Source organism: Microbacterium sp. C-MGS6, from assembly GCF_058140415.1.
Map to the genome: position 1 here is coordinate 2,276,415 of NZ_CM176934.1, position 12,914 is coordinate 2,289,328.

Below are 12,914 nucleotides of genomic sequence, written 5' to 3' on the forward strand. Positions count from 1 at the left end.
GGGGCGTTCGGGATTCAGGAGCAGAAGCTCATGGGCGCCGGTAGGCGACCTCGCCGTGCACGAGGGTGAGCAGCACGGCGCCGGTGAGCAGGTCGTCGGTCGGCGCGGACAGCGGGTCGATGTCCAGCACGGCGACGTTCGCGAAGAAACCGGGCGCGATCCGGCCGTAGGCGTCGTCGATCGCGCCGACGTAGGCTGCGCCGGACGTCGCCGCCGCGAGTGCCTGCGCGGCGGTGAACGCGCGCTCAGGGTGGTACGGCGGCAGCGTGCGGTCGATCGAGGATCGCCCGGACATCGCGATGAACAGGTTGTGCAGCGCCTCGTGGGGTGCGGTGGGGGCGTCGGTGCCCAGCGCGACGGGAACGTCGACGTCGCGGAACCAGTTCCACGGGAAGCCGTCGTGAGCGCGCTGATCACCGAGCATCGCCATCCAGTTGTCCAGGATGGCGGGGTCGCAGTGCACCGGCTGCATGGAGGCGGCGATGCCGTGCGCGCGCATCCGTGCGACCGTCTCGGGCGCGACCGACTCCAGATGCTCGATGCGCGGCCGGCGGCCGGTGCCGGTGCCGTTCTCGCGCTCACAGGCCTCGACGAGGTCGACGGCGAGTGCGCTCGCCGCGTCTCCGATCGCGTGCATCGCGAGCTGCAAGCCGGCGCGGTCGGCGGCGATCGCGACCGGCGTCGCAGCCTCGCGGCTCCAGATCGGGTCGGCGTTCGAGCCGTCGGCATACGGACGCGCCATCGCGGCGGTGCACGCGTCGATCACGCCGTCGAGGATGAACTTCACCCCGACGACCTTCAGCCACGGCGTGCCCGTGGCTGCGAGTTCGTCGCGCAGCTGCACCGCACGCTCGACCTGAGCGAGATCGGAGGCCGGGTCGCCGGTGGAACTCAGCCACCAGTGCGCGGTGACCGGGAACGGCAGCCGACCGTCGCGGTCGAGCCGACGCCGCAGCGCCGCGATCGACTGCTCTGTCATCCCCATGTCGGCGGCGCCGGTCACGCCGGCCGCCAGGTACGCGCTGAAGGCGAGGTCGAGGTGGCGGTCGACCTCCTCCTCGGTCCGGATGCCGTCGAGATACTCCGCCAGCAGATCCATGGCCGCGGTCTCGAGCAGGAACCCGGTCGCCTCTCCGTCCTCGTCCCGCACGACCTGGCCGCCGATCGGGTCGCCGGTATCGCGGTCGATGCCTGCTGCGCGCAGCGCGGCTGTGTTCACCCAGGTGCTGTGCAGGTCGTTCGCATCGAGGAAGACCGGGATGTCGTCGATCACTTCGTCGATCATCGCCGCGGTCGGCTGGGTGACGCCGTCAGGCAGCGCGTCGAACAGCCAGCTGACACCCTCGATGATCGTCGCGTCCGGGTTCATCGCCCGTGCCTCGAGCAGCCGCTGCTGGATCTGTGCCACCGAGGTGCAGTCGCGGAGTTGCACCTTGCCCTGCGCGTGGCCGAACATCGCCAGGTGCGCGTGCGCCTCGATGACACCGGGCATCACGAACGCCCCGTCAAGGTCCACGACCGCGGCACCCTCTCCTGCCGCGGAGCGGACCTCCGTCTCCGTGCCGACAGCGAGGATGCGATCGCCGCGCACGGCGAACGCGGACTGCACCGGAGCATCCGCGAGCCCGTCGAAGACGATGGCGTTGCGATAGACGGTGGCGGTGTCGGTCATGGTGGTCCCTTCGATCGGGTCAGAGCGCGAGCGTCAGATGCGGGCGGGTGGCGGTTTCAGCCGGAGTGCCGTCGAGCACGTCGGCCCGACGACCGACGGGGTCGAGCACGACAGTGGCCAGGCTGGCCCACCGCTGTCCCATCGGAAGCGCGAGGTCGGGTAGGCAGGTCACCGGAGGCTCGCCGTCGCCGGTCACGAGCATCGCGCGCAGCTGCTCGGCATCCGTCGGTGCGCCGGCCGACAGCAGTCGGCCCCGCAGGAAGTCCCAGCGCTGACCGGAGTCGGGCTGGTACAGCCAGGTCTTCTCGTGCGCCGCTGGTTCTTCGGTGAGGAAGTGATTCGTGCGCAGCCAGGTGCCCTCGGTGATGGCGGGCGCGGAGAACACGCCTTCGGGGCTGATGTCGAGCAGCACGGCGTCGCCCGCGGCGTCGAAGAGCGCGAACGAGCCGGAGCTCGTGACCGGCGCCTCGCGCACCAGTTCGACGGCGTGCGCGACACTGGAGGCCTCCTCGAGCACGAGAGCGGCGAGCACGTGCATCGGGATGCCCTCGGGCCGGTCGGACCGATGCCCCAGGATGTTGAAGTGCAGCGCGACGCCGGCGCTGTTCACGCCGATCTTGCCGAGGATGCCGCATTCGGTGAGCCCGGCATAGTCGTGGACACCGCCGCGAGAGATGATCGTGTGCCAGTACGGCGCGATCTCCATGTGCCAGTCCCACGTCTGCACGCCGAGGGTGCGCGCGCGGCCGTCCGCATCGCGGATCGAGCGCACGATGGTCGAGCACTCTCCTGGCGGTACGGCGACGCTGCGGGACAGGATCTCCGTGCGGCCGTTCAATGCTGCGACGCGCCAGATCTCGACGTCCGCACCGGCGGCGATGCCCTCGATCTGCGCGCGCAGCGCCGGACGGTGGGCGTCGACCGCGTCGAGCAGCCGCTCGGCGTCGTCGCGCACGGTCTTCTCGTCGACGGCGCCGAGGCGGAAGAGCCGATCATACGCGGCGATCGTGCCGGGCAGAGCCGCGCGCAGCTGCATGCCTCGCTCGGCGCCGCGCCGGAGCGGATCCGCGGCATCGGCCGTGATCTGCAGGCGCCGCTCCGGGCGCGGGAAGGGCGACGTCACGAGAGTTCCTCTCCGGGAAGAGCGGGAGTGCGCGGCGGCGCGGTGCGGCGATCGCCGGTCGCCTCGAACGCGGCGGCGAGGCGCAGCAGGGCGGTGTCGTCCCAGCCGCGGCCCGCGATGGTCAGACCCACCGGCATCCCGATGTCTGCCATCGTGCCCATCGGCACCGTGACGGTCGGGATGCCGAGATGACGGATCGCGAGATTGCCGTTCGCGACCCACACGCCGTTGCGCCACCCCGCGTCGGCGGATGCCGGGTTCACGTCCATGTCGGCGGGGCCGACATCGGCGACGGCGGGGAAGATCACGGCGTCGAGGCCGAGCGCGTCCATCCACTCCTCGAGGTCGACGCGGCGGGTCTCCTCGAGCCCGCGCACACCCTCCTCGAGATGCGGGATGTCGGTGAATGAGGCGTACGGGCGCTCGCGGACGAGGGCCGGATACCCGGCGATCTCGTCATCGAAGCCGGTGTAGCGATCCGGGAGGGCACCTCCCGGATGCGGGAAGATGCGCGCGCCATCGACGAGTTCGAGCCGATCGAGCGCGGGGTCGCCGTTCGCGCGCAGGAAGTCGTCCCACGCCCAGGCGGAGAGATCCTCGATCTCGGAGCGCAGGAACCGCTCGGACACCAGTCCCCTGGTGCTCAGGGTCGGCGCCCCGGCGCGGTCGCCCTCGTAGTTGGTGACGACCGGGAAGTCGACGTCGACCACGTGGGCGCCGGCGTCTTCGAGGTCTCGGCGCGCCTGCTCCCAGAGGTCGATGACGGACGCCCGGGTCACGATGCCCTGCCCGGTCGCGCCTCCGATGGTGGTGCCGGTGCCGGCATCCGGATCGGCATTGACGTACATGCGCGGCACACCGAAGCGGCGGCCGGCGAGAACGGAACGAGGGTCGGCCGCGGCTAGGTCTCGGTACGACGACGGACGCACCTCGGATGCGGCAGGAGTACGCACCCACGGCTGGGCGCGCCAGAAGTCGCCGCGGACGTCGGCGTCATCGGCGACGATCACGTCGAGCACCTCGAAGAGATCGGCCATGGTACGGGTATGCGGCACCACGACGTCCATCGTGGGCACCAGTGGCCAGTTGCCGCGCACCGAGATGACGCCACGGCTGGGCGTGTATGCGCAGAGGGCGTTGTTCGACGCCGGCGCCCGACCGCTCGACCAGGTCTCCTCGCCGAGTCCGAAGGCAGCGAAGCTCGCGGCGGTCGCGGTGCCCGATCCGTTCGAGGAGCCGGATCCGAATGCGCTGGTCAGCCAGTCGGCGCTGTACGGACTCTCCGCCCGTCCGTACACACCGCGCTGCATCCCGCCGTTCGCCATCGGGGGCATGTTGGTCAGGCCGAGGCAGATCGCCCCGCCGGCCCTGAGCCGTTCGATCGTGAACGCGTCCCGCTGCGCGACCAGATCCGCGAACGCCGGGGAACCGCATGCCGCGGTGAGCCCTGCGACGAGGTAGCTGTCCTTGGCCGTGTACGGGATGCCGTCCAGCGGGCCGAGCAAGTGCCGGGCCGCCCTGCGGGCATCGGACGCCGCGGCTTCGGCGAGGGCGTCGGGGTTGCGGACGACGACCGCGTTGAGCGCGGTCTCGGTGCCGGGTGCGTCGTACGCGTCGATACGGGTGAGATAAGCCTGCACCAGCGCGACGCTCGTAGCCGCACCGGTCTCGAGCGCTCGCCGCAGGTCCGCGATGGATGCTTCGACCACGTCGATCATGCGGGCACCTCGCTCGTGGCCGGCTGCTGCTGGGTGATGCAGTGGATGCCGCCGCCGCGCGCGAAGATCGGGCGCGCGTCGACGGTCACGATCTGTCGCCCGGGGTACGCGGCTCCGAGGATGTCCCGCGCACGGGCATCGGCGGCGTCCTCGCCGAACCCGCAGGCGATCACGGCGTCGTTCACCACGAGGTGGTTGATGTAGCTCCAGTCCACGTAGCCCTCGTCGTCGCGGAGGGTCTCGGGGGCCGGGACGTCGATGATCTCGAGCGGGCGGCCCGCGGCATCCGTCTGGTCCTGCAGGAACGCCTTCAGCTCCCGCGTGACGACGTGGTCGGGGTGTCCCGCGTCGTCCTGGCGGTGCAGCAGCACCCGGCCCGGAGCGGCGAACGCGGCGACGATGTCGACGTGCCCGTTGGTGCCGAACTCGTCGTAGTCACGCGTGAGGCCTCGCGGCAGCCAGATGGCTGTGGTCGCGCCGATCGTGCGTGCGAGTTCGGCTTCGACGCGGCCTCTGTCGGCGTAGGGGTTGCGGTTCGGGTCGAGCTGCACGGTCTCGGTGAGCAGCACCGTGCCCTCGCCGTCGACGTGGATGCCGCCGCCCTCGTTCACGAGCACCGAACTGATGTGCTCGGCTCCGACGTGTGCGGCGACGATGCGTGCGATGTCGGCCGACACCTGCCACTCGGCCCATGCGGGCGCACCCCAGCCGTTGAAGATCCAGTCGACCGCGCCGAGGGAGCCCGGCCGGTCGTCGTCGAGGACGAAGGTCGGGCCGAAATCGCGCATCCAGAACTCGTCCAGCGGCGACTCGACGATCTCAACGGCCGAGCCGAGCATGTCCCGCGCCCGCGCCATCTCGGTCGGGTCCACGACCATCGTGACCGGTTCGAACTCGGCGATCGCCAGAGCGACGTCGGTCCACGCGCGGTACGCGGTGTCGCGCCAGGCAGCACCGTCGCCCAGGGTGACGCCCACGCGCGGAAACGCCATCCAGGTGCGTTCGTGCCGTGCGCCCTCGTGCGGCATCCGCCAGCCCATGTCATCTCCTTTGCCGACAACGGCTTGTTGGTCACATGACCAATACAGGAATGTTCCTACACTGGAGGCACCATGTCAACATCCGATACGCGTCCACGAACCAGGAAGACGCCGGAGCAGCGCGCCGGCGAGATCAACGACGCCGCGATCGCGATCGCCAGGGAGAAGGGACTGTCCGCGCTGACGCTGCGGGCGGTCGCCAGCAGGGCAGGGGTGGCGCCGGGGCTCGTCTCGCACTACGCATCCAGCATGGACGAGTTGGTCGCGCGCACCTTCCGCGAGCTGACGGCATCCGAACTGGACGACGTCCGCACCCAGGCCGAGACCGAGAGCGAGCCGGCGGCACGGATGGCGCGGATGATCTCCACGGTACTCAGCAGCGATCATGACGACATCACGCTCGTGTGGGTGGATGCCTGGTCCCTCGGCCGCGGCAGCACGGCGCTGTCGGTGGCCATCGACGAACAGATGGGCGCCTGGCAGTCGTTCATCGCGCAGCTCATCGAGGATGGCCGGCGCTCCGGCGTGTTCCGCACGGATGACACGGATGCCGTGGCCTGGCAGATCCTCGCGATGATCGACGGCATCGCAGCGCATGCGCTGACGCGCCGTACCGACGCCGCGCTGTTCGCCGCCCGGTTGGCACAGGCCTGCGAGACTCTGGTCGGCGCGCCCCAGGGGACGATCGCGGAGCTCCTTCCCACGCGCTGACGGCCGCGGAGGGCCGCATAAGGCGTGCCCTCTTCGTGCCCTCGGCGATCCCGGGAAGGCAGAAGGGCCGGAACCTCTTGCGAGATTCCGGCCCTCAAATGGTCGGGCTGACAGGATTTGAACCTGCGACCCCTTGACCCCCAGTCAAGTGCGCTACCAAGCTGCGCCACAGCCCGTTGTTCTGCACTCTCGCGCAGGCAACTCCCCTATCTTAGCCGCACCGGAGGCCTCTCGCGAACCGAGGCGTTGCGGGGTGTCGGAAGCTGCTTGTACCGTCGCCTGCATGTCGACGATCACGACCGCGCTGGCGACGACCGCCCGCTGGGATGACGTGCAGCACGCGCTCACCGGCGGCGGTGACGGGGCGAGCTGCCAGTGCATCTGGCCGGTGCTGCCGAACAAGGACTGGAATCAGACCACCACGCCTCAGCGCACCGAGATGTTCCGCGCCGAGATCGACGAGGGTCCCCCTCCGGGACTGGTCGCGTACGTCGACGGCGAGGCCGCGGGCTGGATCCGGATCGGACCGCGCACCCGTCAGGCCCGGATCCCCCGCACCCGCATGATCGCCGCGTCGAGCACCGAGCCGTTCGACGACGAGTCCGTGTGGGCGGTCACCTGCTTCGTCGTCCGCAGGGAGCATCGGGGCACCGGGCTCAACGCGGAGCTTCTCGATGCCGCGATCGCCTTCGCGCGGGAGTCCGGCGCCCGCCTCATCGAGGGCTATCCGGTCGATACCCGCGGCGAGAAGAAGCGCGCGAACGATCTGTACCACGGCACACTCGGGACGTTTCTCCGCGCCGGCTTCGAGGAGAAGGCGGTGATGAAGCCGGGGCGCGTGCTCGTCGCCCTGGAAATCACACCGAACGAGAGCGATAGCGTGAAGGCATGAGCGCCGCGAACCCCTCTCTCGATGATCCCGACCTCGGACCGCTCCACCGGGCGACCTCCGAACTCGACGACGGTTCCGTCCTCACCCACGACTGGTTCGTCGGCGGCGTCGAGGTCGAGGGCCGCACCTACGAGCTGATGGTCGAGGGCGCGTCGCCGGACGAGGTCGCGCCGCTGCTCCCCCGGCTGCGCACGGTCGTCGCCGCGCTCCCGGGACTGCGCCGGGTCGCCTCGGACGCCGTGGTCACGACGTTCAGCACCGGAGACCCCGGCCCCGCCGAGCTCGACGAGGCGGCCGACGACTTGGAGCTCGAGACCATCGAGGCCGGAGCCGACGGCACCGTCGTCCTCCACTTCACGGACACCTGCGGCGAGCACTTCCCGGAGGGCTACTGGCCCGCCGTGCACCTCGATGGCGAGGGCGCCGTGGCCACGGTCACCGTCGAGTCCTGAGTCGGCCCGGTCCGATCGACCGCCTTCGAGACGACATGCCCCTCCGGTCATACGATGGAGGGATGCAGCGCCGCACCCTCCCTCCCGCGATCGTGTGGGCGTTCGTGCCGTACGTCGTGGTCTCTCTCCTGCACGTTGTGCTTCTCGCGCTCGGCCACGACCTCGCGGGGCCGACGAAGCTGCTGCTCATGCCGCTGCTCGCGGTGCCGGTCCTCGTGGCGGCGCGACGGATCCACCCGCCCGTCACGGTGGCCCTCCTCCTCATCGCCCTGCTCTTCTCCTGGCTGGGTGACGGCGCGGGCGCGCTGTTCCCCGCGGCCCCCGAGCTTCCGCTCATGCTGGGCTTCTTCGGTCTCGCGCACATCGCCTACATCGTCCTCTTCGCCCGCCACTTGGCGCGCCGCCGCCTGCCGTGGTGGACAGCGATCTATGCCGCCTGGTGGCTCGCGATGATCCTCCTTCTCGGCCCGCACACGGGCCCGCTCCTCATCGGGGTCGCGCTGTACGGCCTGCTCCTCGCGGGCACCGCCGCGTTCGCCGCACGATGCCATCCGCTCGTCGTGACGGGCGGCGCGTTCTTCCTGGCGAGCGACACGATCCTCGCTTTCCGACTCTTCCTCCCCGACGCCCTCCCGGCCTGGAGCAGCCCCGCCGTGATGCTGACATACACGCTCGGCCAGGGGCTGATCGTCGCGGGCGCGCTCGTCTCCCTGCAGCGGAGGGCCGCCTGATGGTCGACAGCGCGCGGGTGGACAGTTGGCTCTGGGCGGTGCGCGTCTACAAGACCCGGTCAGCGGCGACCACCGCATGCCGCGCGGGGCATGTGCGCGTCAACGGCGACAAGGCGAAGGCCGCGCAGGCAGTTCGCGTGGGCGACGAGCTCCGCATCCGCATCGCGGGCTTCGATCGGATCCTGATCGTGCGCCAGATCCTCGTCAAGCGTGTGGGCGCGCCGCTGGCCGCCCTCGCGTACGAAGACCGAACGCCGGAACGCGAGCCGCAGGCAGCCCTCGGCGTCCGGGACCGCGGCGCCGGACGACCTACGAAGCGGGAGCGTCGAGACATCGATCGCCTCCGCGGACGGGGCGATATACAACAGGACTGAACCCTTCCTTCATTCGAACATAGGTTCTAAACTCGAGGTATGACGAACCCGCCGACCGCAGACCTCGACCTGGAGGAGCGGCGACGCGTGCGTGATGCCTGGGCGGAGACTCGCCGGCGCATCGCGGTGCTGGAGGCGGAGGCCGCGGAGCTGTTGGTCGCGCAGATCGCTTTCCACGATGAAGACGTGGCGGCGGCCCCGCATCACCGCGACGCCATCCACCGCTCTATGGTCGCCGAGTTCGCCGCGGCGGGGCGTGTTTCGACCGGCACCATGGAGTTCGCGTTCGCCGACGCTCTCGCCCTGAGCACGGCGCTCCCCCGCGTGCGGCAGGCCTTCCACGCCGGGGCTCTGAGCTCCGCGCATGTCCGGGAGATCGCACGGGCGAGCGCGATCGTGGCCGAGGCCATCCGCAACCGCGTCGTCGCTCCTGAGACGATGGCGCTGTTCGAGACGGCGGTGCTCGTCGTCGCCGAGGCCGAGACTGCAGCGCGCACGCGAGTGCATGCCCGCCGCGTAGCCTCCGCTCTGGTCGGCGAGACCATCACGGAGCGACACCGCCGCGCCGCAGACGAGCGCTGCGTCACGGTGCGATCGGTCGACGACGGCCTCGCGGTCCTGACGGCGATCCTCCCGGAATGGGCGGCCGTGGCGATCGCCGACCGGCTGAGTCAGCTCACCCGCACGGTGATCCAGGCCCGCGATGCGGGCGGAGCGACACCTCCCCTGACTCCGACGCACGACGATCTGCTGACTGCTCAGAACGTCGCGACGGATCACTCGTGCGGCGCTCCTCGGCCGGACACCACGATCTCCAGCACCGATGGCGGCACCTTCGCCCTCGACCCCGAGGCCGAATCGGCCCCCTCAGACACCCGCACCTGGAGCCAGGTGCAGGCCGACCTGCTGACCGATCTGCTCCTCACCGCCGATCCGAGCGCCGTCGAGGGCGAGGGCCTGGCCGGCGTACGCGGGCGCCTGCAGGTGACCGTGGCGGCGACGACCCTCGCGGGTCTCGACGACCGTCCGGCCGAACTGGACGGACACGGCGCCCTGCACCCGGACATCGCCCGCGCTCTGGCCGGACGTGACGGGGGGTGGACGCGCTTGTTCCTCGATCCGCACGGCCAGGTTGTCGAGACGGACGCGTACAGCGCGACCGAGAGCATGCGCCGACTGCTCCGAGCCCGCGATCAGCACTGCCGGTTCCCCGGATGCCGCCAGCCGGTACACCGCTGCGACATCGACCACACCTGGGATCACGCGAAGGGCGGTCCGACCCGCGTCGACAACCTCGCGCATCTCTGCCGCGGACACCATGTGCTGAAACACCCCGATATCCCGGAGCCTCAGCGCTGGACGGTGCGTCAGCATTCCGGCGGGGTTCTCGAATGGCGAAGTCCCCTCGGCGCGATCCACACCGATCACGCCCCGCGTCGGGTCGCGTTCGTCTGAGTTTCTCGGGTCGCTTCGACTGCCCGCGCAGCGCAAGCGTCGACAGTACAGCGCCCCATGCCTCGCGTCCGCGCGGACTCCCAGAGCCAACCGAGACAGACCCCGACGGCGAACGAACACACACCAGAGCCGATCGAGACGGACCCACGGCCGAACGAGCACACCCCAGAGTCGATCGAGACAGACCCGGACGGCCGAACGAGCAGACCCCCCCCCCCCGAGCCGACCGGGGTGAGTCCCCGAACAGCCCGCCGCGGGCTAAGCGTCGAGGAGGCGGAGGAGCCAGCCGCTCGAGCGCACCTGGGCCCCGGCGGCCTCGACGCGGGACTGCAGCTCGCGGTCACTGGTCACCGCGAGAACCGGCGACGCGCTCGCGACCCGGCGTTCGACCTCGGCCACGATCGCGTCGTCACCGGCGCCCTCCGCGCGCACGACGTCCAGGGCCAGGCTCGCGACGCCGGCTTCCGCGGCCGCGGCATCCGCAGGTGATCCCTCGGCGGAGGCCTCCGCGATGTCGCGCGCGCGACCTTCAACGACGAGCGACACCTCCGGAAACCAGGCGTCGCCGGCGAGTCCGAGGTCGTCCGCGGGCACGGAGAGGCCCGTCAGTCGGTCGCGCAGTCGTGCGGCCGCTCCGGCGCGATCCTTCCACCAACCGTCCGGGACCGACCCCACGACGTTGGCAGCGTCGACCACGACCACCGGATGAGCCGACAGTTGAGCTCGCAGCATCGGCCACGCCGCGCCGAAGCCGGGGTGCAGGGGCAGCCCCTCCACGTCCTCGACGGGTACCCACGACAGCGCGACGCTCTCCGGGTCGCTGATCACGGGGTCGAACGGCGTGCGCACATCGGCGACGACGGTGGTGTACGACCAGATGCCGAGATCGAGCACACTCGTGAAGCGGGGCCGCACCGCACCATCCGGCACTCCCGCCTCCTCCTGCGCCTCGCGCACGGCACCGACGATGGCCGCCTCACCCTCGTGCAGCGCTCCCCCGGGCAGACCCCAGGTGCCGCCGAAGTGGCTCCACGCGACGCGATGCTGCAGCAGGATGCCGCGCTCCGCGTCGACGGCGAGGAGACCTGCGGCGCCGAAGCGCCCCCAGTACCGCTCGCCCGTGTCGGCGACCACCCAGGCGTCGCCCGGATCGCGAGGCCCCTCGGGGCGACGCGGTTCACCGGCGGCGGGAGGTACGACAGTCACCCCCTCAGCTTTTCACAGCATCGGGGCTCCGGCGCCACCGCCGCGACATGCGCGGCAACGAGTCAGCGCTGACGCTTCTCCCGCACCCGCATGTTGATCACGATCGGAGTGCCCTCGAACGAATACAGCTCCCGCAGGCGGCGCTGGATGAATCGGCGGTAGCCCGGGTCGAGGAAACCTGTCGTGAACAGCACGAACGTCGGCGGACGGGTCGAGGCCTGGGTCCCGAAGAGGATGCGCGGCTGCTTTCCACCGCGCACCGGGTGCGGGTGCTCGGCGACGAGCTCGGCGAGGAACGCGTTGAACTTGCCGGTGGGAATCCGGCGATCCCAGTTCTCCAGCGCCGTCTCCAGCGCCGGGACGAGCTTGTCGAGGTGACGACCGGTCTTCGCCGAGATGTTCACGCGGGGGGCCCACGCGACATGCGCGAGGTCCTGCTCGATCTCGCGCTCCAGGTAGCGGCGACGGTCGGCGTTCTCCAGGTCGTCGTCGTTCAGGCGATCCCACTTGTTGAACGCCAGGACGAGCGCGCGGCCGGACTCGAGAACGAGGTCGATGATCCGCACGTCCTGCTCGCTGATCGTCTCGGAGACGTCGAGCACCACAACGGCCACTTCGGCCTTCTCCAGCGCGGCGGAGGTGCGCAGCGACGCGTAGAAGTCCGCACCCTGCGCCATGTGCACGCGGCGACGGATACCGGCCGTGTCGACCAGGCGCCACATCTTGCCGCCGAGCTCCACGACCTCGTCCACCGGATCACGGGTCGTGCCGGCGAGGTCGTTGACGACCACGCGCTCCTCCCCCGCGGCCTTGTTCAGCAGCGAGGACTTGCCGACGTTCGGGCGCCCCAGGATCGCGACACGGCGCGGGCCGCCGATCTCCTGCTTCGCGACGGCGGACACCTCGGGGAGCTTCTTCAGCACGGCATCGAGCAGGTCCGCGACACCGCGACCGTGGATCGCGGAGACCGGGTGCGGCTCCCCGAGACCCAGGTTCCACAGGGCGGCCGCTTCCGGCTCCTGACGCCCGTCGTCGATCTTGTTGGCGACGAGGAAGACCGGCTTGCCGCTCTTGCGCAACAGCTTCACAACGTGCTCGTCGGTCGACGTGGCGCCCACCATGGCGTCCACGACGAACAGCACGACATCGGACAGGTCGATCGCGACCTCGGCCTGTGCCGCGACCGAACGGTCGATGCCCCGGGCGTCGGGCTCCCAGCCGCCGGTGTCGACGACCGTGAAGCGGCGATCGTTCCACTCGGCCTTGTACGTGACGCGGTCGCGGGTGACACCGGGGGTGTCCTCCACGACGGCCTCGCGACGGCCGAGGATGCGGTTCACGAGCGCGGACTTGCCGACGTTCGGCCGCCCGACGATCGCCACCACGGGCAGCGCGGGGCTGTACTGGATGCCGTCCTCGCCGAGGGTGATGCCCGCGAGGAGCTCCGCGTCCTCGTCGTCCAGCTCGTAGTCGGCGAGGCCGGCGCGCAGGGTCTCCGCGCGCTGCTCGGCCAGCTGCTCGTCGAGCTGGTCCATCTTCT

12 protein-coding genes and 1 tRNA gene are annotated in these 12,914 nt (G+C 70.6%); 6 read left to right on the forward strand and 7 right to left on the reverse strand.

Annotation, left to right across the window (positions count from 1 at the left end):
- Positions 1–28: 28 nt before the first annotated feature.
- The 4 genes from AC3B5L_RS11115 to AC3B5L_RS11130 are packed head-to-tail and all read right to left on the reverse strand — an operon-like array spanning position 29 to position 5,553.
- Positions 29–1,672: an amidohydrolase gene (locus tag AC3B5L_RS11115; RefSeq protein WP_490095749.1), complete on the reverse strand. Its 1,644-nt coding sequence runs from the start codon at positions 1,670–1,672 to the stop codon at positions 29–31.
- A gap of 19 nt (positions 1,673–1,691) precedes the next feature.
- On the reverse strand, positions 1,692–2,795 hold the full coding sequence (locus AC3B5L_RS11120) for a C45 family autoproteolytic acyltransferase/hydrolase (protein ID WP_259954769.1): 1,104 nt from the start codon (positions 2,793–2,795) through the stop codon (positions 1,692–1,694).
- Positions 2,792–4,513, reverse strand: coding sequence for an amidase (locus AC3B5L_RS11125; RefSeq protein ID WP_490095750.1), 1,722 nt, complete (start codon positions 4,511–4,513; stop codon positions 2,792–2,794). Before AC3B5L_RS11125 ends, AC3B5L_RS11120 begins: the two co-directional genes overlap by 4 nt.
- A complete protein-coding gene (locus AC3B5L_RS11130; RefSeq protein WP_259954765.1) occupies positions 4,510–5,553 on the reverse strand; it encodes an agmatine deiminase family protein in 1,044 nt (347 codons plus the stop codon). The genes AC3B5L_RS11125 and AC3B5L_RS11130 overlap by 4 nt, the downstream gene beginning before the upstream one ends.
- A 72-nt stretch (positions 5,554–5,625) precedes the next feature.
- Here AC3B5L_RS11130 and AC3B5L_RS11135 point away from each other — a divergent pair, with 72 nt between their 5' ends.
- Positions 5,626–6,264, forward strand: a complete 639-nt coding sequence (locus AC3B5L_RS11135) for a TetR/AcrR family transcriptional regulator (protein WP_259954763.1) — start codon at positions 5,626–5,628, stop codon at positions 6,262–6,264.
- Between the two features lie 99 nt (positions 6,265–6,363).
- Here AC3B5L_RS11135 and AC3B5L_RS11140 read toward each other — a convergent pair.
- Positions 6,364–6,440 (reverse strand) — tRNA-Pro (locus AC3B5L_RS11140).
- 107 nt (positions 6,441–6,547) lie between these two features.
- On the opposite strand from AC3B5L_RS11140, the gene AC3B5L_RS11145 reads away from it, so the two are divergent.
- The 5 genes from AC3B5L_RS11145 to AC3B5L_RS11165 all read left to right on the forward strand — a co-directional run bounded on the left by AC3B5L_RS11145 (position 6,548) and on the right by AC3B5L_RS11165 (position 10,168).
- A complete protein-coding gene (locus AC3B5L_RS11145; RefSeq protein ID WP_259954761.1) occupies positions 6,548–7,156 on the forward strand; it encodes a GNAT family N-acetyltransferase in 609 nt (202 codons plus the stop codon).
- Positions 7,153–7,608 carry a hypothetical protein gene (locus tag AC3B5L_RS11150; protein ID WP_259954760.1) on the forward strand — a complete coding sequence of 152 codons (456 nt, stop codon included), beginning with the start codon at positions 7,153–7,155 and terminating at the stop codon, positions 7,606–7,608. The genes AC3B5L_RS11145 and AC3B5L_RS11150 overlap by 4 nt, the downstream gene beginning before the upstream one ends.
- Before the next feature lie 62 nt (positions 7,609–7,670).
- Positions 7,671–8,339, forward strand: coding sequence for a lysoplasmalogenase family protein (locus AC3B5L_RS11155; protein WP_259954758.1), 669 nt, complete (start codon positions 7,671–7,673; stop codon positions 8,337–8,339).
- Positions 8,339–8,713 (forward strand): RNA-binding S4 domain-containing protein, encoded by a 375-nt coding sequence (locus tag AC3B5L_RS11160; protein ID WP_187661841.1) that lies wholly within the window; start codon positions 8,339–8,341, stop codon positions 8,711–8,713. The genes AC3B5L_RS11155 and AC3B5L_RS11160 overlap by 1 nt, the downstream gene beginning before the upstream one ends.
- Positions 8,714–8,752: 39 nt before the next feature.
- On the forward strand, positions 8,753–10,168 hold the full coding sequence (locus tag AC3B5L_RS11165; RefSeq protein WP_259954756.1) for an HNH endonuclease signature motif containing protein: 1,416 nt from the start codon (positions 8,753–8,755) through the stop codon (positions 10,166–10,168).
- A gap of 258 nt (positions 10,169–10,426) precedes the next feature.
- Here the strand turns inward: AC3B5L_RS11165 and AC3B5L_RS11170 are convergent, their stop codons facing one another.
- Both AC3B5L_RS11170 and der read right to left on the reverse strand, forming a co-directional pair.
- Positions 10,427–11,374 carry an NUDIX domain-containing protein gene (locus tag AC3B5L_RS11170; RefSeq protein ID WP_259954755.1) on the reverse strand — a complete coding sequence of 316 codons (948 nt, stop codon included), beginning with the start codon at positions 11,372–11,374 and terminating at the stop codon, positions 10,427–10,429.
- Between the two features lie 62 nt (positions 11,375–11,436).
- Entirely contained in the window at positions 11,437–12,909 is a 1,473-nt protein-coding gene (der, locus tag AC3B5L_RS11175; RefSeq protein ID WP_232089245.1) for a ribosome biogenesis GTPase Der, read from the reverse strand.
- Between the last annotated feature and the right edge of the window lie 5 nt (positions 12,910–12,914).

Bases quoted from the DNA above. Each gene is read 5' to 3' on its own strand.
- AC3B5L_RS11115 (WP_490095749.1), bottom strand. From the start codon at position 1,672: ATGACCGACACCGCCACCGTCTATCGCAACGCCATCGTCTTCGACGGG.
- AC3B5L_RS11125 (WP_490095750.1), bottom strand. From the start codon at position 4,513: ATGATCGACGTGGTCGAAGCATCCATCGCGGACCTGCGGCGAGCGCTC.
- AC3B5L_RS11130 (WP_259954765.1), bottom strand. From the start codon at position 5,553: ATGGGCTGGCGGATGCCGCACGAGGGCGCACGGCACGAACGCACCTGG.
- AC3B5L_RS11135 (WP_259954763.1), top strand. From the start codon at position 5,626: ATGTCAACATCCGATACGCGTCCACGAACCAGGAAGACGCCGGAGCAG.
- AC3B5L_RS11145 (WP_259954761.1), top strand. From the start codon at position 6,548: ATGTCGACGATCACGACCGCGCTGGCGACGACCGCCCGCTGGGATGAC.
- AC3B5L_RS11150 (WP_259954760.1), top strand. From the start codon at position 7,153: ATGAGCGCCGCGAACCCCTCTCTCGATGATCCCGACCTCGGACCGCTC.
- AC3B5L_RS11155 (WP_259954758.1), top strand. From the start codon at position 7,671: ATGCAGCGCCGCACCCTCCCTCCCGCGATCGTGTGGGCGTTCGTGCCG.
- AC3B5L_RS11160 (WP_187661841.1), top strand. From the start codon at position 8,339: ATGGTCGACAGCGCGCGGGTGGACAGTTGGCTCTGGGCGGTGCGCGTC.
- AC3B5L_RS11165 (WP_259954756.1), top strand. From the start codon at position 8,753: ATGACGAACCCGCCGACCGCAGACCTCGACCTGGAGGAGCGGCGACGC.
- der (WP_232089245.1), bottom strand. From the start codon at position 12,909: ATGGACCAGCTCGACGAGCAGCTGGCCGAGCAGCGCGCGGAGACCCTG.